At 39.5% G+C, this 17834-nt stretch carries 23 protein-coding genes and 2 pseudogenes; 24 read left to right on the top strand and 1 reads right to left on the bottom strand.

Annotated elements, in window-relative coordinates; all coding sequences use genetic code 11:
• Positions 1-157 precede the first annotated feature (157 nt).
• The 7 genes from VV089_RS09910 (at position 158) to VV089_RS09880 (ending at position 7917) form a co-directional block, all read left to right on the top strand.
• Complete coding sequence (locus VV089_RS09910) at positions 158-1573, top strand: transglutaminase-like domain-containing protein (protein ID WP_334335759.1); 1416 nt, start codon at positions 158-160, stop codon at positions 1571-1573.
• Positions 1574-1608: 35 nt separating this feature from the next.
• Complete coding sequence (locus tag VV089_RS09905) at positions 1609-2700, top strand: dipeptide epimerase (RefSeq protein ID WP_334335758.1); 1092 nt, start codon at positions 1609-1611, stop codon at positions 2698-2700.
• A gap of 219 nt (positions 2701-2919) precedes the next feature.
• Positions 2920-4023, top strand: a complete 1104-nt coding sequence (locus VV089_RS09900) for an AAA family ATPase (RefSeq protein WP_172541754.1) — start codon at positions 2920-2922, stop codon at positions 4021-4023.
• Positions 4013-4804: a hypothetical protein gene (locus tag VV089_RS09895; protein WP_334335757.1), complete on the top strand. Its 792-nt coding sequence runs from the start codon at positions 4013-4015 to the stop codon at positions 4802-4804. The genes VV089_RS09900 and VV089_RS09895 overlap by 11 nt, the downstream gene beginning before the upstream one ends.
• Positions 4805-4808: 4 nt before the next feature.
• A complete protein-coding gene (locus VV089_RS09890) occupies positions 4809-5783 on the top strand; it encodes a D-2-hydroxyacid dehydrogenase (RefSeq protein WP_334335756.1) in 975 nt (324 codons plus the stop codon).
• A 168-nt stretch (positions 5784-5951) separates the two neighbouring features.
• Positions 5952-7244, top strand: a complete 1293-nt coding sequence (locus VV089_RS09885) for an AAA family ATPase (RefSeq protein ID WP_334335755.1) — start codon at positions 5952-5954, stop codon at positions 7242-7244.
• Positions 7245-7257: 13 nt separating this feature from the next.
• On the top strand, positions 7258-7917 hold the full coding sequence (locus VV089_RS09880; RefSeq protein WP_334335754.1) for a hypothetical protein: 660 nt from the start codon (positions 7258-7260) through the stop codon (positions 7915-7917).
• 551 nt (positions 7918-8468) lie between these two features.
• Here VV089_RS09880 and VV089_RS09875 read toward each other — a convergent pair.
• Positions 8469-9793, bottom strand: a pseudogene (locus tag VV089_RS09875) (IS1380 family transposase).
• Positions 9794-10173: 380 nt separating this feature from the next.
• On the opposite strand from VV089_RS09875, the gene VV089_RS09870 reads away from it, so the two are divergent.
• The 17 genes and pseudogenes from VV089_RS09870 to VV089_RS09790 all read left to right on the top strand — a co-directional run bounded on the left by VV089_RS09870 (position 10174) and on the right by VV089_RS09790 (position 17802).
• Positions 10174-10332 (top strand): hypothetical protein, encoded by a 159-nt coding sequence (locus tag VV089_RS09870; protein WP_334335753.1) that lies wholly within the window; start codon positions 10174-10176, stop codon positions 10330-10332.
• Between the two features lie 82 nt (positions 10333-10414).
• Positions 10415-10837, top strand: coding sequence for an IS200/IS605 family transposase (gene tnpA / locus VV089_RS09865; protein WP_334335752.1), 423 nt, complete (start codon positions 10415-10417; stop codon positions 10835-10837).
• A gap of 106 nt (positions 10838-10943) precedes the next feature.
• Entirely contained in the window at positions 10944-11168 is a 225-nt protein-coding gene (locus VV089_RS09860) for an SMI1/KNR4 family protein (RefSeq protein ID WP_334335751.1), read from the top strand.
• A gap of 85 nt (positions 11169-11253) precedes the next feature.
• Positions 11254-11784 (top strand): HEAT repeat domain-containing protein, encoded by a 531-nt coding sequence (locus tag VV089_RS09855; RefSeq protein WP_334335750.1) that lies wholly within the window; start codon positions 11254-11256, stop codon positions 11782-11784.
• 237 nt (positions 11785-12021) lie between these two features.
• On the top strand, positions 12022-12462 hold the full coding sequence (locus tag VV089_RS09850; protein ID WP_334335749.1) for an SMI1/KNR4 family protein: 441 nt from the start codon (positions 12022-12024) through the stop codon (positions 12460-12462).
• A 60-nt stretch (positions 12463-12522) separates the two neighbouring features.
• Positions 12523-12660, top strand: coding sequence for a hypothetical protein (locus VV089_RS09845; protein WP_334335748.1), 138 nt, complete (start codon positions 12523-12525; stop codon positions 12658-12660).
• On the top strand, positions 12647-12937 hold the full coding sequence (locus VV089_RS09840) for a hypothetical protein (protein WP_334335747.1): 291 nt from the start codon (positions 12647-12649) through the stop codon (positions 12935-12937). Before VV089_RS09845 ends, VV089_RS09840 begins: the two co-directional genes overlap by 14 nt.
• A 168-nt stretch (positions 12938-13105) precedes the next feature.
• Positions 13106-13282, top strand: a pseudogene (locus VV089_RS09835) (transposase); the annotation flags it as partial.
• A gap of 1 nt (position 13283) precedes the next feature.
• The gene (locus tag VV089_RS09830; protein WP_334335746.1) at positions 13284-13970 is read left to right on the top strand and encodes a hypothetical protein; all 687 of its coding nucleotides are present in this window, start codon (positions 13284-13286) and stop codon (positions 13968-13970) included.
• A 210-nt stretch (positions 13971-14180) separates the two neighbouring features.
• The gene (locus tag VV089_RS09825) at positions 14181-14399 is read left to right on the top strand and encodes a hypothetical protein (RefSeq protein WP_334335745.1); all 219 of its coding nucleotides are present in this window, start codon (positions 14181-14183) and stop codon (positions 14397-14399) included.
• Positions 14383-15174, top strand: coding sequence for a hypothetical protein (locus tag VV089_RS09820; RefSeq protein ID WP_334335744.1), 792 nt, complete (start codon positions 14383-14385; stop codon positions 15172-15174). The genes VV089_RS09825 and VV089_RS09820 overlap by 17 nt, the downstream gene beginning before the upstream one ends.
• Positions 15074-15511, top strand: a complete 438-nt coding sequence (locus tag VV089_RS09815; protein ID WP_172541739.1) for a hypothetical protein — start codon at positions 15074-15076, stop codon at positions 15509-15511. The genes VV089_RS09820 and VV089_RS09815 overlap by 101 nt, the downstream gene beginning before the upstream one ends.
• A gap of 81 nt (positions 15512-15592) precedes the next feature.
• Positions 15593-16057 carry an SMI1/KNR4 family protein gene (locus VV089_RS09810; RefSeq protein WP_334335743.1) on the top strand — a complete coding sequence of 155 codons (465 nt, stop codon included), beginning with the start codon at positions 15593-15595 and terminating at the stop codon, positions 16055-16057.
• 35 nt (positions 16058-16092) lie between these two features.
• Positions 16093-16680: a hypothetical protein gene (locus tag VV089_RS09805; protein ID WP_334335742.1), complete on the top strand. Its 588-nt coding sequence runs from the start codon at positions 16093-16095 to the stop codon at positions 16678-16680.
• Between the two features lie 206 nt (positions 16681-16886).
• Positions 16887-17126, top strand: a complete 240-nt coding sequence (locus VV089_RS09800; RefSeq protein ID WP_172541737.1) for a DUF3791 domain-containing protein — start codon at positions 16887-16889, stop codon at positions 17124-17126.
• Positions 17123-17593, top strand: a complete 471-nt coding sequence (locus VV089_RS09795; RefSeq protein WP_334335741.1) for a DUF3990 domain-containing protein — start codon at positions 17123-17125, stop codon at positions 17591-17593. Before VV089_RS09800 ends, VV089_RS09795 begins: the two co-directional genes overlap by 4 nt.
• Positions 17590-17802, top strand: a complete 213-nt coding sequence (locus tag VV089_RS09790; protein WP_172541736.1) for a DUF3791 domain-containing protein — start codon at positions 17590-17592, stop codon at positions 17800-17802. The genes VV089_RS09795 and VV089_RS09790 overlap by 4 nt, the downstream gene beginning before the upstream one ends.
• The last annotated feature ends 32 nt before the right edge of the window (positions 17803-17834 follow it).

Raw genomic sequence — 17834 nt, 5'->3', positions numbered from 1 at the left:
ATTAAAAAAACTTTGCTGGACGGTAAAGCTGCAAAGGCGCACGAGAGGAACTTTTATGAGGTTTTTTTCGAATAAAAGTTTCTCTCATTATAGGTGTGCCGAAGGGACTTTGCACTTTAGTGCTATCGCGCAGCGATTTAGAATAGGAGGGGAAGAGGTGCATATCAATGAATGCTTTCGTTATCTCCATGTGGGCCTTCCGGATGATATTTTACAGCGGAAGCTCTACGGGGATTTGGATGGAGCCTTAAAGCTGATTGACAGGCGTCTTGAGGCGGACGCGGTACCAGAGGCTCTGCGCTGCTGTCTGACGGCTCAGAGGGAAATGCTTCTGCGCAGAGGGGAGGATTACCCCTACACAAAGGAGGAAGCCCTGGCTGTGGTTCGGGAGCACATTTCTGATTTCTCGGAGGAGGAATTTGAGGAACGTGTGGATGCCGGAAAAATCGGCTGGATTTACATGAATGGAGAGAGGCGCTTTTTTAACCGGTTTTTCCAGAGTATGTGCAAGTCGGAACCTTCCTTCGGAGCCAGGGCTGGTGTGCAGCTTCCCGGAGTAGAGAGCGCGGGAACGGGAACGGCAGGAGAGGGACGGCTTTCCCGCAGCGCCCGTCTGATGAAGGAGAGGGGGAGCTTAAGCAACCGTATCCGCATCCGGGCCGGCGTGCGCATGAAGGATGAGATTTTTGAGCCGGGAATGTTCCTGCGTGTTCATCTGCCTATTCCCGCGGCCTGTGAGCAGCAGAGTGAGATTGTGATTGAAAAGATGTTTCCGGAAGGGGGGAGGATTGCGCCGGAGGATGCGCCCCAGAGGACGATCTGCTGGGAGACCTGCCTGGAGGAGAATCAGGAATTCTATGTGGAGTATTCCTATGTGCATACGGCCTGCTACCATGATGTGGAGAGGATGCAGGAGGAGGGCCTTTTTCTCACCTGTCCGCAGCCGGATTTTTTTACCAATGAGGAGGCGCCGCATATTCTGTTTACCCCTTATATCCGGGAGCTGGCGGCTGAGCTTATGAAGGGGGCTGCCGGGCCTCTTGAAAAAGCCCGGCGGTTTTATGATTTTATTACGCTGCAGATGAAGTATACCTTTATGCCGGCTTATTTTGGACTGGAACAGATTGCAGAATCCTGTGCACGGAATTTTACGGGGGACTGCGGCGTGTTTGCCCTGTTGTTTCTGACCCTCTGCCGGTGCGCGAGGATTCCGGCCTGCTGGCAGAGCGGCCTTACTGCGGAGCCGGATTTCTGCGGGGCCCACGACTGGGTACGGTTTTATGTCGCGCCCTATGGGTGGCTGTATGCGGATCCTTCCTATGGCATGGCGGCGGTACGGGCGGAGAATGAGGAGCGCAGAAGATTTTATTTCGGCAATCTGGACGCATACCGGATGGCGGCGAACAATGCATTTCAGGCGCCCTTCACCATAGAGAAGGAGCATTGGCGCACAGACCCCTATGATAACCAGCTGGGCGAGATGGAGACCAGTGACCGGGGGCTTAGGTATGGAGAGTTTGAGCGCAGCAAAGAGGTTCTGGCGTGTGTGGAGCTTAATGACAGCATTCTTTAAAGAATGCGGAACTAAAAACAAAAAGGAGTATAGCTATGAAAATTACAGAAGTAAGACTGGGAATTTTATCGGTTCCCTTACGGGTACCATTTAAGACGGCGCTGCGTTCCGTATCCAGTGTGGAGGATATTATTGTGGAGATTCACACGGATTCCGGGCAGATAGGTTATGGAGAGGCGCCGCCTACCGGCGCCATTACCGGCGATACGACAGGAGCGATTATCGGCGCCCTTAAGGATCATTTGATCAAAACCATTGTGGGCAGGGATGTGGATGATTTTGAGGAGCTGATCCAGGCAGTAAACCGCTGCATTGTAAAGAATACCAGCGCAAAGGCTGCAGTTGACATGGCTCTGTACGATCTGTACGGCCAGCTCTACAAGCTTCCCGTCTACAAGCTTTTTGGCGGAAGCCGCAGAAAAGTCGTGACGGACATTACCATCAGCGTCAACGATCCCCAAGTGATGGCGGAGGATACGAGAAATGCTGTGGAGCGCGGCTATGATACCATAAAGGTGAAGGTGGGCATGAATCCGGATCTGGATCTGGCCCGTCTGACTGCCGTGCGCCAGGCGGCCGGCCCAGAGCGGCAGATCCGCATTGACGCAAATCAGGCCTGGAGCCCCAAGCAGGCGGTACGGCTTCTGAATCAGATGCAGGAAAAGGGCCTTGGAATCGAGCTGGTGGAGCAGCCGGTACCTGCTCACGATTTTGAAGGACTCAAGTTTGTAACCCAGCGGTCATATGTGCCGGTTCTGGCGGATGAGAGCGTATTTTCCCCAGAGGATGCACTGAAGATTATGCAGATGGGAGCGGCCGATCTAATCAATATCAAGCTGATGAAATGCGGCGGCCTTTATAATGCGCTGAAGATTGCGACGGCAGCGGAGCTTTACGGCGTGGAGTGTATGATTGGCTGTATGCTGGAAGCCAAGATCAGCGTGAACGCGGCGGTTCATCTTGCCTGCGCTAAGAACATCATTACAAAGATTGACTTGGACGGCCCTGTGCTCTGCAGTGAGGATCCGATTCTGGGCGGCTCTCTATTTGAGGAAAAGAACATCACCGTCTCTCAGGAGCCGGGACTTGGAATTCGCGGAATTGAAGGGTTGAAGTATCTGGATTGAGTTTTGGATGGGATGCCTCCGCATTTTGCATTTTGACGATTCAGCATAGCGTATAAAAAAATCGAGACAGACGCAAAAAAAATACATAGAGATTGCATAAAAAGTTCAAAATATATTGAGGAATGCTATTTTCCATGTTATTCTAAAACCATACACTCAGTGGACAAAGGGACACTGAGTGTAATATTCCTTATGTATAGAATACAAGGAGGTGCGGCTATGCTGCAAAAGTTTAAGGTGCAGAATTTTAAAAATTTCCGTGACGAATTTGTATGGGATTTTTCCAACACAAAAAGCTATGAATTTCACCAAGAGTTTGTACCGCAGGGAATTATGAAAAATGCCATTGTGTTTGGGGAAAATGCTTCCGGAAAGACGAATCTTGGATGGGCTGTCATGGATATTGTGATACATTTGACAGATTCTATGAAGAATATTGCAAATTATCATAATTATGTAAATTTAAACAGCAGTGATAAGCTTGCTCGTTTCGAATATACCTTCTGTTTTGGCGGAAATTTGCTGGTCTATTACTATGAAAAGGAAGAAGTGGGAAAAGTTCTGCGTGAAAAGATAAGCATTAATCACCATGAGATCTTGTCAGCGGAACTGGGGTACGAGGCAAAAGTCCATTTGAAAGGAGCAGAGAACCTGAATTTGGATATGTGGGACGGATCTATTTCGTTTGTAAAATATGTGGTAAGAAATACGGTTCTCGATAGGAAGGATACAGACTGCAGAACCTTTAGACAATTCGTTCGCTTTGTTGAGCACATGTTCTGGTTCAGCAGCGCATATGGAAATAATTATATAGGATATAGTAATCGTGTGGGAAGTATTGGAAAAAATATAGTGGAGCTTGACGCTGTAGAAGAGCTTCAAATGTTTTTGCATGAATTGGGGATTGATGTAGAATTGGCGGCAGGAGAGGATGCGGAAGGAAAGAATTTGTACTGTGTCTACAAAAATAAAGCAGTTCTTTTTCAAAATATCTGGTCCAGCGGTACCAGTGCTTTGACATTTTTATTTTTGTGGTATCTGCAGATGAAGGATATGTCCTTTGTGTTTATTGATGAATTTGATGCCTTTTACCATTATGAACTGGCAGAAGCTGTTGTACGAAAATTGCTTGCTCTTGATACTCAGATTGTATTTACGTCACACAATACGGATTTGATGACAAATGAACTTTTACGTCCAGACTGTTATTTTGAACTGAGAGACAATCAAATAAAATCCTTTGCAGATCGAACCTCAAAGGCATTGCGGCAGGTTCATAATATCCAAAAAATGTACAAAGCAGGAGCATTTAATGAGAGATAGAAAGAAACATATCGCTTTTGTGTACGAAGGAGAAAAGACAGAAAAAGTACTGGTGGAGCGGATGCAGGAGTTGTTTTTTGAGGAGATTGCAGATGTGATGATTTTTTCTTTTCCGGCATGCGGCAATATCTATATGATATGGAATAAGCTCCGGGAATATGAATTTGAAATTGATGTAATTGACGCAATCCGGGAGATAAGTCCGAAGGCAAAGGAACTTTTGGAGGGGTATTCTATAAGCGATTTTTCAGAGGTATATTTGTTTTTTGATTATGATGCCCATAACGATAATCTGCCGCAGGTTTACCGCAGAACAGATGTGGTAGAAAAGCTGCTTCAGGCCTTTGATAATGAGACAGAAAATGGAAAGCTTTATATTTCTTATCCTATGATAGAATCGCTTCGGGAAATGAGCATAGAACAAGAGGATTATAAAAGCTTTTATGTGCCAATTGACGAACTGATTCATTATAAGCAGTATGTCTCGGAAGAGCTTGAGTTTCGGGATTTCCGCCATCTCACACAGGCGCAATGGTATACAGCTTGCCGTGGGTCAGTCAAAAGAGCACACTTGATAGTAAACTTCCAGGACGTGCTTCCTACATATCATTACTTTTTAAATGAATTGACACAGAAAAAGATTTATCATGCGCAGAGAGAGCGGTTTGTAAAGCTTAATCGTATGATAGGAGTGCTGAATAGCCTGCCCTTATTTTTGCTGGAATATTTTAAAGAAGAATTTTGGAAACGTGTTATTTGCAGAGAGTGTGAAAAGGAGTAAACAGATGAAAATTGTAATTCTGGACGGCTATACGGAGAATCCTGGTGATCTGAGCTGGGAAGGCTTCGAGCGGCTTGGAGAAGTGACGCTTTATGATCGCACTCCGGTAAAGGATGCGAAGGAGATACAAAACCGAATCGGGGATGCAAAGATTGTGATTACGAACAAAACTCCGCTGACAAGGGAAACGATAGAAGCCTGCCCCCAGATCCGCTACATTGGTGCACTGTCCACAGGTTACAATGTTATCGACATAGAAGCGGCAAGGGAGAGGGGAATTCCGGTGAGCAACATTCCGGCCTACGGTACGGATGCGGTGGCCCAGTTTACCTTTGCCCTTCTTCTGGATATCTGTCATCATGCGGCGCATCACAGCCAGGCTGTCCATGAGGGGCGCTGGAGCTCCTGCGCGGATTTTTGCTTCTGGGAGTATCCCCTTATTGAGCTGGCCGGAAAAACCATGGGCATTGTAGGCTTTGGACGCATCGGGCAGGCCGTGGGCAGATTGGCAAATGCCTTTGGTATGAAGGTACTGGCCTATGCAGCTCACAGAAGGCCGGAGCTTGAGACAGAGGCGTGCCGTTATGTGGAGCTTGAGGAGCTTTTTGCCAGATCCGATATTATATCTCTCCACTGTCCCCTTTTTCCGGAAACGGAAGGGATGATCAACAAAGAAAGTATCGCCGGAATGAAGGACGGCGTGGTGATTCTCAATACAGGCCGCGGTCCTCTGATTGTGGAACAGGATCTGGCGGATGCTCTGAACAGCGGCAAGGTATACGCTGCCGGGCTGGACGTGGTGTCCGCAGAGCCCATCAGTGAGGATAATCCTCTGCTCACGGCCAAAAATTGTCTAATCACGCCCCATATTGCCTGGGCCTCTAAGGAAAGCAGGCAGCGGCTGATGGATACGGCGGTGGGGAATCTGGAAGCATTTCTGGCAGGAACGCCGGTGAATGTGGTGAATCAGGGTATCTGAAAATAGGGGCTGTTGTAAAGTCAATGTCAAACAGTTAAGAGTAAACAAGCAAAATAAAATCTTTAAAAGCTGCTATGAGAGTGGTACAATACAAGCATGGATAAATAATAATAATTATTTTGTTATTGTTAAATAATAAAGAATAGATAGTAGTTAGAGGCAGCAATTATGTATTTAAAAAAAATATCTTTAGAAAATTTTAAGTGCTTTGAAAAATTGGATATGGATTTTCACAAAAATCTTACAGTTGTTATAGGAATCAACGGCGCTGGAAAAACATCTCTTCTTGAGGCTGTCGCAATTGCTGTAAGCACCATGTTTGCGCCGATGGATGGCCCCAAAGGGATTGGAATTGATAAAACCCAGGCACATTTGAAGGCGTATGTTATTGGAAGTGCAAGTGATATACAGCCGCAATATCCGGTAAAGGTTTCTGCAACGGCCATGATTGATGGACGGGAAGTGTATTGGCAGCGATGTTTAAACAAGGCCAAGGGTCAGACAACAATTAAAGAGGCAAAGGAAATGATTTCTGTTGCGGCTGACTATCAGAAAAGACTTCGTGATGGGGATACTACGTTAATTTTACCTATTCTTGCTTATTATGGAACAGGACGCCTTTGGGACTATCATCGTGAAAAGCAGACAGACATTTTTGAAACAAGTACAAGAACAAACGGCTATATTGACAGTGTTGATGGAATTGCAAATATCAAGCTGATGATGAATTGGTTTTTCAAAATGACAATTCAGAAATACCAGAATCAAGAGAATGGCCTTGGAGCGGTTCCGGAATTAGAAGCTGTATTTGCCGCAATGGAAAAATGCTATAATCAAATTACGGGTTCTGGCAATGCGAAGATTCAATATAATATTGGGACAAATGAACTGGATGTGGCTTATACGGATAAAGAAGGAAAACGGATGCGCATTCCGATAAATCAGTTAAGTGACGGATATAAAAGTACAGTTAGCCTTGTGGCAGATATTGCTTACCGCATGGCAGTCCTGAATCCGCAATGTTTGGGGAATGTATGTAATGAAACCAGTGGCATTGTTTTGATTGATGAAGTTGATTTGCATTTGCATCCAGCATGGCAGCAGCGTATTTTAAGTGACTTGACCTCTATTTTTCCTAAAGTGCAGTTTATAGTCAGCACTCATGCACCGGAGGTTATCAATTCGGTACCGAAGGAGAATGTGATTATAATTGAGGATAATTCGGCAATTCCTGCGCCCGTAGAAACATATGGGAAGGATGCAAATGGCATTCTTCGTTCTGTTATGCATGTGAAAGAACGGCCGCAGATTATTATGGAGAGATTTAATGAGTTTTACAGTGCGATAGATACTGAAGATTATGCAAAAGCAGGGGATATACTGAATTGCCTTGAAAATGATATAGGTGAAGATCCGGAACTTGTTTCCATGCGTGTGCAGCTTGATTTAGAGCAGCTTTGAGGTGGTACACAAAATGATAGAGATAAAAAAAGGAAATGAACCAAAGGAATTATTGCAATATCGCCAGCAGGATTTTGCATCATATGCTGATATGCCTTCGGATGTAAAGAAAAAGGTAATAGAAAGTCTGCTTTCGGAACAAGGTCATCTATGTGCGTATTGTATGAGCAGGATTGACGGAGGAAAGCATCGGGCTACGATTGAGCATTGTATACCTCAGTCAGCTTCTACCGAAAAAGAGCGATTGAATTATAAGAATATGGTGGCCGTTTGTTGGGGAAATCGTGACGCACATTCAAATAATGATAAAAGCTGCGATGCGAAAAGAGGAAGCCTGCCTTTGGAACAGCAGGACATGAAGAAATTGGATGTTTTTGATGGCAGAACATTAATGGACATTCAATATACCGCAAATGGGACTATTTTTTCTGAAAATTCTGATGTAAACGAGGATTTGAATAAAAGGTTGAATCTGAATTGCGAAGCACGCAGACTGAAAGAATGCCGATTGCAGGCACTTCGTACATTACATAGCAAAATCAACCAAAAATATCCAAATAGAACTGCCCCAAAGAAATATTTGCAGGAGTTACTTGCCCATTACATGGCTCAAAGCGAAAACAGAGAACCATATAGTGGGATAATGATTGCGTGGCTCAACAAGAAAATATAAAAATTTATTTATTCTAGCAGCATACAGTTAAGAAACAGGAAAATAGTTTTTATCTATTTCCTGTTTTTTAGTGTGTCCAGCAGCGCATATTTCTAACAGGTTAAAGTCCCGAATCTGCCCGGTAGTGGGAAGGATACAGCCGAAGGCGAGGGTGTCCATCGTGAGGCGGACTCTGACCCCTGCTTATACGGCCCGGCTCTGGAAAACGGGCATCCGTTTTACTCCCGCCAAGGCATAAAATCCTTTTGACAGTGCGTTTTCCTAATGCTGGAAGTCTTTTGGAGGAAAATAATGTTTAAAGTGTTTAATGCATTAGAAGAATTATATTTAAAGTCAAAAGAAAGCAAAACCTTAGAGTGTACAGATTTTCTTGGAAATATAATTCAACCTGAATTATTCACGGAACAGTATTTGAACTGATAACTGTACCATGAATCTGAAAATTGATCCTTGCAACCATAACATCACTCAATTAACCCGTCAAAAGGGCATAAAATCCCCGTGACAGAGTTCAGAGCAGTTGTTAAGCTGTCAAGGTTCGTTAATAGTTGCTATTCCAGCTGTACATTCAGCTTACCGATATTTGAAAGTGTCTCAGTGAATTCATTCTTATAAGGGCAGCTGCTACACAGCTTGAATATGATATATCTTGCTGAATGAATTACTTTTACAGCAATCTTCAGCAGTTTTAAACGGACAGTATCAATACGTTGCTTTCGCATATTTGCTGATAACGCCAATCGTCTAAACCAATTAAATATGTTATACGCAAGAGCGTGTATCTGAAGTCTGTTGGCATTTACCATTCTGGTATGACTGCTTACGGACGCAAAATCAAAACCGGATTTGCTTTCTTTGATGAAGTTTTCCATCAGCCCTCTCTTGCAGTAAAATTTGATGAGATACTCTGGGGAAGAATCCATGTTTGTGACAATAAATGTGTACATGTAAACCATCTGGTTTTCCGGTTTTTCAACTTTGCATACCACGCGCCTTTCATAAGGCCATGAACCTGCTTTGTACGTGAATTCACCATAAACTACCGCATAATCAACTTTATTATTCCTGGTGATCTCATCAAGCCCATCCACAAAATGGGATGCTTTTTCACGGAGAATGCCATTCTCTTTCAGCCGAATCACATAGCTTGTGCCATTTTCCTCACACTGCTTGTAAAGGTCAGGCGCAGCAAAACCGCTGTCACCCCGAAGCAGAATACGGATTTCCGGATAATCATCCAGGTATTCATCAAGTATCGGCTGCAGGAAGTCAACCACTCCGGTGCAGGAATACTGTGTTCCGTCACGAAGTTGGATTTTTATTAGATCTCCGGTCATTCCATCATAACAAACAAGTGGATGATAACCATTGCTTTGATAATGAAAATTAAAGGCGCTGCCTTCCTGTTTGCCGTATGCATCAAGAAGAGTGGAATCCAGATCCAGAATAACAGCCTGCGGCATCTGAATACTGTAAATTTTATTCCGAAGTATTCTGCCAATCGCAAGAAACTGGTTTAAGGTATCTTCATCCATACGGTTAAAGAATCTGGAAACAGCAGGCTGTGATGCAAGGGCATCTTTTTCAAGTATGGACTTGAATACGGGATCGTTTGTCAGTTCATCGGAATTATCATCTTCAAAATAACCGGCAATGATCATATAGATCATCTGGAGCAAGTTTTCCTGATCCGTATGATATCTGAATAATGCAGAATCATTGGTCTTGAAAGCTTTGCCTAATAGCTTATCAATCCCAGTTTGCTTACGAATTCTTTGATGAGAAGCAAGCCTGCATCGGAGGATAAATCTCCTCCATCAAAATTTATTTTAATCTGTCTATTGCTTTCTAATGGTAAGGTGTTTACAATACTCATAAAGGGCTCCTTTTGTTGGTATTATTTGAGATTAGACACCTTAATTTTATCACAAGTGGATGCTCTTTTTTCATTCACTTGACAGGTGAAAAGCAATATTCAGTTAAAATACAGCAACTATGTGGCTTTCAGACACTTTCACGGCTGTGCCGTGAATAATCTAGGTTAATTTAAATAGTAATGATAAATTTCTTGTAGATAATTTCATAAAAGGTATGAGGGAAAGGTGAGGTGAGTGAAAAATTAGTAATAACTCCTATCTGAATTAGGGGATGAAATTGTTTCAAAAGGAGTTAATGAAGACGCTGAAAAGGGATTTACAAGTTCAAGAAAAGAAGTTTAAAATAGATTTTTTGAAATAATATTACGGAAAAAAGGAAATGAAAATTAAAAGGGTAATAGATTTGACAGGAGAAAATTTTGATAGAATTAATTTTGAAGAGGCAGAAATTTTAAAATTTGATTTTAGAAATAAAGATATAAATAATGAAATAGACATATATCCCCCATTTGAAATGGGGGCCGAGGCAAAGCCGTAGCGTTGCATAAAGTACTAAAACCTCCTATGCTATAATGATATTGGTTTCGCAGGCCATATCAAAAGCATAGGAGGTATCCAAAATGGATAATCAAAGTATAGCACACACCAGATGGAATTGCACATATCATATTATCTTCATACCGAAATATCGAAGAAAAATCATGTATGGAGAGACGAAGAGAGATTTGGTAGAAATTATAAAGAAATTATGTGAGATGAAACAGGTGCAGCTAATGGACGGGAAGGTATGTATAGATCATGTGCATATGTATGTGGCGATATCGCCAAAGATGTGTGTATCGGAATTCATGTCATATCTGAAAGGGAAGAGTACATTAATGCTGTTTGACAGACATCCGGAGTACCGAACGAAATGGGGAGACAGACATTTCTGGGCCAGAGGATATTTTGTATCAACAGTAGGGAATGTAAATGAAGAAACAATTAGAAAATATATACAAGAACAAGAAGAGAATGACAAGTTAGAAGATGGAAGAAAGTAAAAGGCCCCCTGTAGGGGGCAACTGGTAAAGATGGTATTGCGGAACCCCGCCTTAGGCGGAACCAGTACTATACCCCGGAGGGGTTAAAACTAAACCCCCATTTGAAATGGGGGTTGCTAACTTAGTAAAAGAGACTCAACGATTTAGAAAGTATGGGTTGTCAAAAGAATATATTGTAATTAGGAACGTAGATGAATGGATATATTGTTTCAATAATCATAATGGTGAAGTTTCAAGTTGGGATAGAATTGAAAAAAGCCATTTAATTAAAGGGGACGATCTTGAGAAATATATTCTCAATGAGCTAATGGAGGCAAAGGAAGAATGGTAACTGGAACATCTGGTCAACTAGGAAACGGCAGGAGATAACCAGGGATGGCGAGCCGTCGGGCTGGTATATTGGGAGGATTTGAAAAATGATTACAAGGTTGGAGGCATTTTCCTTTTTAGAATCACATCAACCTATGCCTAGTGATGAAAAGCTTACGGAGATAGAAATTAAAAAATATGAAGAAGTTAGGACTTTTTTTATAAACAATCCAGATGAACAGTGTGTACCTTTGTTTTTGAATTCATTTGGAGGAAAAGATGGTTTAGGAATATACCAGATGGTTGAAGATGTAATTACAATGTATAAAAAAGAGATTGTGCTTCCACATATATTGCAGGCATTAAAAAATCCATATGAAGGTGTACAGTACTGGTGCATTCAGATTGCATCGAATTTTCCAGACGAAAGTCTGCTGTCGCCGTTGTCAGCTTTTTTACAATCGGAGGATCAAGATATAAAAGCAGCAGCAATAACAGCAATAGCACAGCTGGCCTTAAACCATATTAAAGCATACGAAGTGTTAGAAATACTACAAAAAGAGATTAAAGAAATATCAGATATGGATACGAAAGAATTTGCTATTGAAGTATTAACAGATATTCAAAATAGTATATAATGCAGATTACCATTTTATATCTTTTGGCTGGATAGGTGAAAATTAGTGTGATTGCAAGATAGAAAATTATTTAGTTTTGACTCCAATGTTATGTTTTTGAAGGAAGAAGGTGATTTTATATTAAAAGAAACAATGGAAAAGTTGAAAGAATTTAATCGGTCTTATGATGAGGAATTGGTATTAAGTGAAAAAATTTAAAAGTATATAGATAATTAAAAAATAAGGAAATTGATAAACATGGATAGTCTAAATTTTAAAAATATGATTAAGGAATTTTCTAATAAAAGACCTCTATTATTGTCACTGAATACAGATCAGAAGGCTGCTGAAGAAATGATTACAGACGTTGAAAAATATTATGATATAAAATTACCAAAACAATATAAAGAATTTGTAAAGGACTATGGAGGAGGGTATTTTGGTTTTATAGTAGTCTTTTCTTGTGATCATAATAGCATGTTTTATATTAAAGATAATGTTGCAAAAAATTGGATTTATGAGAAAAATTTTATTCCGATCATTGATTTGGAAACTGGGGATTTTTTGGGTTTTGAAATAAAGAAGGGAATATGTCAAAAGACTGTTGGCTTTTACTCTCACGAGGAAGATGAAATACAAGAGTCAGCAATGGACTTTTTTGATGTATTAATTAAATACGGTTTCAAGAGTAAAATCTAAATTACTGATGAGCATATACAAATATGACCGGCAGGTACTTATAGAGGAGATTTAATAAATGTGAATGCTCCATTAGGGCCATTACATCCGAATGTTGCAAATCCTGATCATGCGAATTATCCACATTATAATATTAAATTACCAGATAGTAATAAGGCAGCAATAATAAAAGGAGAAGACAGAAATGGAATTAAATAGTTTGATACAACATATGAAGCTGAGTAGAAATAAATCAGTGATTGTTGATCGATGTATACCAAAAGAATATCCCGGATATGTAAGAACCATAACAATTATGCAAAATAGCATTGCACGAGTAGAATTTGAGGTATATGGTTATGATGAAGGAGGTATAACTTACTTTATACAATATCTTGATTATGAATGCTTGGTAAAAAATTTAGAAGAATATTTGACAAAAAAATTGATGATTGGGATAATATTAATCAAACAGGGTTTTATCCAGAGGAAATGACTGTTAACGACATTGATACAATACATAAAAAAATTAAAACAGATTTGATCAATAAAAGGATAAGTCTGCCTCTTGGAGGGATAAAAATTTGGATGCCAGATGGATATTGGAAGACATTGATTGATAAACCGAACAAAACTGAAGATGTTTAGAAATTAACTTGAATGCAAGGTGGAAAACTTCATCAAAGAAAGCAAAAGCGGATTTGACTTTGCATCTGTCAGCAGTCATTCCAAAGCAGTAAATGCCAGCCAAATGCAGATTTACATGCTTGTGTACAAGTTATTCAATTGGTTCAGGCGATTGGTACTTCCTGCAAATGTGCGAAAGCAACAGGTTAATACGTATGAAAATTTCAGTAAAAAATCAACAAAGTGATTTAGATAATGAAGATATTAAATGGTACTTGTCAGAAGAAAAATTGTGGATAACCAAACACAATGAATATGCGGAAATTGAAAATAGTATTGAGAAATCAGTAGGAAGTTTTAATTGGTTATATGAAATTAATGATACTATTTTATTTAGCAAGAAAGATAAGAGATTTGAAACAGCGATTATTGATTTGTCAGGGAAAATAAGAGTTAGTGATTTGGAATCTGCTTTTGTAACTATGAAAAAGCAAGAGAAAGGAGAGTTGTTTTTTGCTGAAGAGGGAAATTGTGATTTTCAATTTTCATCTGAAATCATTTATATTAAAGATAGCGATGTCTTAGCTGCATATTCAGCAAATCCAGAAGAAAAAATGGCGTTTATATTATTGATTGCTGATGATTTTGGATTTGTTATTAACAATGCGCAACTTGAAGGATGGGTTTTAAAAAATGCAAGTAAACATATTTGTATATCGCAGCCATGTAGAAGTATGCATGAAGATGGGGGAGATTTATTAGAAAAATATTTAAATGCTTTAAATCTATGGGAAGAGGATGAAGAAAATACAACAGAATTGAGGAACCTTTTAGAAAATATTAAAACCAAAAGTGATCTTCTCAGCCTTGCCGTTAAAGAGAGTATTATAAATATTTTGTAAAAACACAAAAGGGGTTTAGAGAGCAGCGGCCATCTGGGATTAGGAATTGAAGCGCTCCAGAGGAATTGCAACATCTATTATTACCACAAGGATGAGCAATTGAGCACAGTACTTATGAATGCTCAAAATGGAGAAATCCAAAACCATTATCGCTATGATGTCTTTGGAAACCTGTTGGAAAGCGAGGAGAAGGCACAGAGGAGATAAATAGTGAGTACTGAAGAAATGAAAACCAGGATTGAAGAATTAAATATTCCAAGCAGATATTATTCTATAAATGGTAATATAGCATCTGATAGGTATATTTTCAGACAGATATATACTTACTGGGAATGCTTTTATATTGATGAAAGAGGTAATCAAATGGACTTTTGCGATACTTGTAAAGATAATGAAGGAGTATATATGAATTATGCAAACAACAATTAATAGAATAATACCTCAAAAGGGAAGTGCAAAGACAATTATACAAAGACTAAGAGCTTATATAGATCCGGTGGATGATACTTGGAGTACCAAAATACGACCAGCGAATGAAATGCAAATAGAAGAATTAAGGCAACAGTTAAATTTAGTTGAAAGGGGATTGGAATTACCAGAAGCCTATGTAGAATTTTTACATCATGCCGGAGAATGTGCTGGAGGATTATTTTCAACTTTTTGTGCAGAAATGTCAATATCTTCTTTAATATCAGATAATGAAGGTATATGTATTAACAATGCGGATGATACGAAGCCGTACTGTTTCACGTTTTTAAAGGATTATTTAGGAATATGTTATACAATGAATCTAGATAATCAAAACCAAAAAATATTTATGGAAGAGGACTATGCTGTTAGTGAGAATTTTGAAAATTTAGTTTTTCAGAGTGCAATTACACAATATGAGAAAAAATATTATCCTTTTTATGTATATTTTTCGTCAAGTATTCATGGATTAAATACTTCAGAAATAGGGATAAAAGAGATTGATTTGTTTGATTATGCAGATCAAATAGTGAAAAAGTATTGTTTAAATAAGTTATGGTTTAGTGATTCCTATTGTTTTTTTGCATGTTCAAATGAAATGTCTCTTATGCTGAATCGCAGTGGCGGGGGCGTTTATGGAGCAATTTGCTTTAATGAAAAAGAAATGCAAAGAGAAATGGAGAAAGTTTTATTATCTAAAATTAACACAAAGATACGTAAAAATTATTGCAGCTAATGAAGTTGTGAATATTTCTAAAGAGGATAGAGAATTGCTTATTTATAATAGTTGGGGGCTGGATGAAACAGATAAAGAGTTTTACCTGCTTCCAACTGATTTGAGAAAAGAACTACTGGATTTTGATGAACCTCAAGAGAATATCATGTCATCTAAATATGATAAACTAGTGAAAATATCTTGTGAATCGAGCTATAAACAATATACAAATGAAAAAATTGAAGCAATCCAGAGGAATCAGAGCATCCATTATTACCATAGAGATGAGCAGTTAAATACGGCATTTATGACTGCTCAAAATGGTGAAATCCAAAATCATTTTCGCTATGATGCATAAGGACAGACAGAAGGCAAAATAAAGTCAACAAATTGTTAAGCTTAAAAACAATCATAAGAATAAGCAGGAGGAAAAACCATAATGGATATTTTAAAAAATTTGAATGACAGATTAACTATGGCAGATGAAGAAGAGGTATGCTCTGGTGGAGAGGAGGACATTAAAGAAGTAATAAGCAAATCACCAGTGCAGTTACCAGAAGACTATATTGAATATTTGAGATGTACATCAGGAGGAAATGTTGGTGCTTCGTTCCTTGTAGATAATACTAGAGAGGAAATATATATTTGGAATGCAGGAACTGCGTTGGAAAAGTTTAAAGAATTCTCATACCCCATTCCAGACGATGATTTTTTTAAACAAGCATGGCTCATAGGAAGTGATTTGGGAGATTTGGTTTATTTTTATGCGGAAGGAAAAGATGGATTTGGCATTTATAGAGATGAAGCTGGTAACTTATACGTTAGAGATGGAGAAAAAATAGCAGATACACTTACAGATTTTCTTGTGAAAGGAACAGGGATTGATATTGCTCTAACACTGTGAAGAAATTATCTTTTACAAGGAAGGGGGGCTCTATATTGAATAACTCAATAGCTAAAAAGAAAGCAATGAATGAGTTATTTGAAGAATTTTTGTTTTTGTCTGCAAGATTAAGAACCAAATACGTCGATAGTTTAGGAGAAAGAAATAATAATTGGGAAAAGGTGTTTTATGACCTTTATGGTGAAATACCGGAATTATTTCAAGTTATTTACAATAAAGTGTCAGGAACTAGAAGGAATATCGCAGACCAAACACTTATGGATTTTATTCCTGGATTTAGACTAATTCATATTTGTGAATTGAAAGAGGAATCTGTTAAGTTAAATAGATATTATAATGATAAAATACAGGTAATAATTCCATTTTTGGCAAATTATTCAAGTGATTATATCTGCTATTGTAGAACTAATGCTGGAAAGGAATATATTGGCTCTATTTCTCATGATGATTTAATGGTAATACAAATGCATAAAAATATAAAAAAGTTTTTTGAAACGATTTGTGCATTTTATCAGTTTAATGTGTATTTTTTAGATACGGATGGATATCTAGATTATGATTTAGAGTTAGAAGGAACAATAGGGGCAGAAATAAATTTAGGTATCCCATATTGGTTAGAATAAATCAACCCTTTGTATTGTTTTTAAATTTGTTGCATAAGAAATTTTGAGATTTGATATTTGGCATTCTTTGATTGCTAAAAAATGTATTTCTGTGATATGCTGATTAAGAATTGTAGACAATGAATTTTAGTAACCAAGTTAAAACAAGTGCATCCTGTCAATCTTCCAGGATGTTTTGGCTAAAATAAAATAAAGGGAGACTATTTGTGATGCCGAACGAGAAAATCAAAAATTCCAGAGAGCTTGAATTTGCAGTATTCTGCATTGAAAATGTCGCCGCAAAGCTTGGCGTGGATGCAGAGCGTGTCTATCGGGCATTTACCAAAAAAAGCGATATTCTGAACGGCTACATCGTGCCGGAGTATGAAATGCTGCACACCCAGAGCCGGGAATATATCGTAGACGACCTCCTTACCGTGATGAAAGAAAGGGGTGTGGAAGTATGATGCTCTATCATGGTTCCTATCTGGAAATCGCAGAGCCGGACTTGATCCATTCCCGTCCCAATGTGGATTTTGGGCGTGGATTCTATGTCACGCCGATATATGAGCAGGCGGCGAAGTGGTGCAGCAAGTTCAAACGCCGTGGAAAGGCGGGAATTATCTCCTGGTATACGTTTGACGAAAGCCGGGAAGCGGAATTAAAAACGCTGAAATTTAATTCCTATTCCGAGAGATGGCTGGACTTTATCTTGAACTGCCGTAGCGGAAAAGACATAACCGACTATGATCTTGTGGCTGGCGGCGTTGCTAATGATAAGGTGTTTAATACCGTGGAACTGTTTTTTGACGGATTGATTGATAAGAGCGAAGCTATCAACCGTTTGCGCTATGAGAAGCCGAATCTGCAAATTTGTTTCCGCACAGAGAAAGCACTGGGGCTTCTGCGCTTTGAAGGGAGTGAAGATGTATGAACGCAAACCGGATTTTGCTTCAAAAAAAATATAGCCGTGTGATTGAGTGCTTTGCCAAACAGCAGGGTATCTCGTTGGATGCGGCACTGGACTTCTTCTACCATTCCGAGGTCTATCAGCTGATTCGGGACGGAGTATCTGATATGCACTGCATGAGCGATGCGTACCTGGCAGAAGAGCTGGAACAGGAATATAACCAGAAAGAATAACTCCAATGGCGTTATTAACGTTAATGAAAACC

This window comes from Candidatus Merdisoma sp. JLR.KK011 (assembly GCF_036941125.1).
Taxonomy (GTDB): domain Bacteria; phylum Bacillota; class Clostridia; order Lachnospirales; family Lachnospiraceae; genus Laedolimicola.
Note: the sequence above shows the minus strand (reverse complement) of the source record. Positions and strands in the feature narration are given on the sequence as shown.

Bases quoted from the DNA above. Each gene is read 5' to 3' on its own strand.
- VV089_RS09870 (WP_334335753.1), top strand. From the start codon at position 10,174: ATGAAAATTAAAAGGGTAATAGATTTGACAGGAGAAAATTTTGATAGA.
- VV089_RS09905 (WP_334335758.1), top strand. From the start codon at position 1,609: ATGAAAATTACAGAAGTAAGACTGGGAATTTTATCGGTTCCCTTACGG.
- tnpA (WP_334335752.1), top strand. From the start codon at position 10,415: ATGGATAATCAAAGTATAGCACACACCAGATGGAATTGCACATATCAT.
- VV089_RS09795 (WP_334335741.1), top strand. From the start codon at position 17,123: ATGATGCTCTATCATGGTTCCTATCTGGAAATCGCAGAGCCGGACTTG.
- VV089_RS09810 (WP_334335743.1), top strand. From the start codon at position 15,593: ATGGATATTTTAAAAAATTTGAATGACAGATTAACTATGGCAGATGAA.
- VV089_RS09830 (WP_334335746.1), top strand. From the start codon at position 13,284: ATGAAAATTTCAGTAAAAAATCAACAAAGTGATTTAGATAATGAAGAT.
- VV089_RS09895 (WP_334335757.1), top strand. From the start codon at position 4,013: ATGAGAGATAGAAAGAAACATATCGCTTTTGTGTACGAAGGAGAAAAG.
- VV089_RS09890 (WP_334335756.1), top strand. From the start codon at position 4,809: ATGAAAATTGTAATTCTGGACGGCTATACGGAGAATCCTGGTGATCTG.
- VV089_RS09880 (WP_334335754.1), top strand. From the start codon at position 7,258: ATGATAGAGATAAAAAAAGGAAATGAACCAAAGGAATTATTGCAATAT.
- VV089_RS09840 (WP_334335747.1), top strand. From the start codon at position 12,647: ATGGAATTAAATAGTTTGATACAACATATGAAGCTGAGTAGAAATAAA.
- VV089_RS09885 (WP_334335755.1), top strand. From the start codon at position 5,952: ATGTATTTAAAAAAAATATCTTTAGAAAATTTTAAGTGCTTTGAAAAA.
- VV089_RS09850 (WP_334335749.1), top strand. From the start codon at position 12,022: ATGGATAGTCTAAATTTTAAAAATATGATTAAGGAATTTTCTAATAAA.
- VV089_RS09855 (WP_334335750.1), top strand. From the start codon at position 11,254: ATGATTACAAGGTTGGAGGCATTTTCCTTTTTAGAATCACATCAACCT.
- VV089_RS09790 (WP_172541736.1), top strand. From the start codon at position 17,590: ATGAACGCAAACCGGATTTTGCTTCAAAAAAAATATAGCCGTGTGATT.
- VV089_RS09860 (WP_334335751.1), top strand. From the start codon at position 10,944: ATGGGGGTTGCTAACTTAGTAAAAGAGACTCAACGATTTAGAAAGTAT.
- VV089_RS09820 (WP_334335744.1), top strand. From the start codon at position 14,383: ATGCAAACAACAATTAATAGAATAATACCTCAAAAGGGAAGTGCAAAG.
- VV089_RS09900 (WP_172541754.1), top strand. From the start codon at position 2,920: ATGCTGCAAAAGTTTAAGGTGCAGAATTTTAAAAATTTCCGTGACGAA.
- VV089_RS09815 (WP_172541739.1), top strand. From the start codon at position 15,074: ATGGAGCAATTTGCTTTAATGAAAAAGAAATGCAAAGAGAAATGGAGA.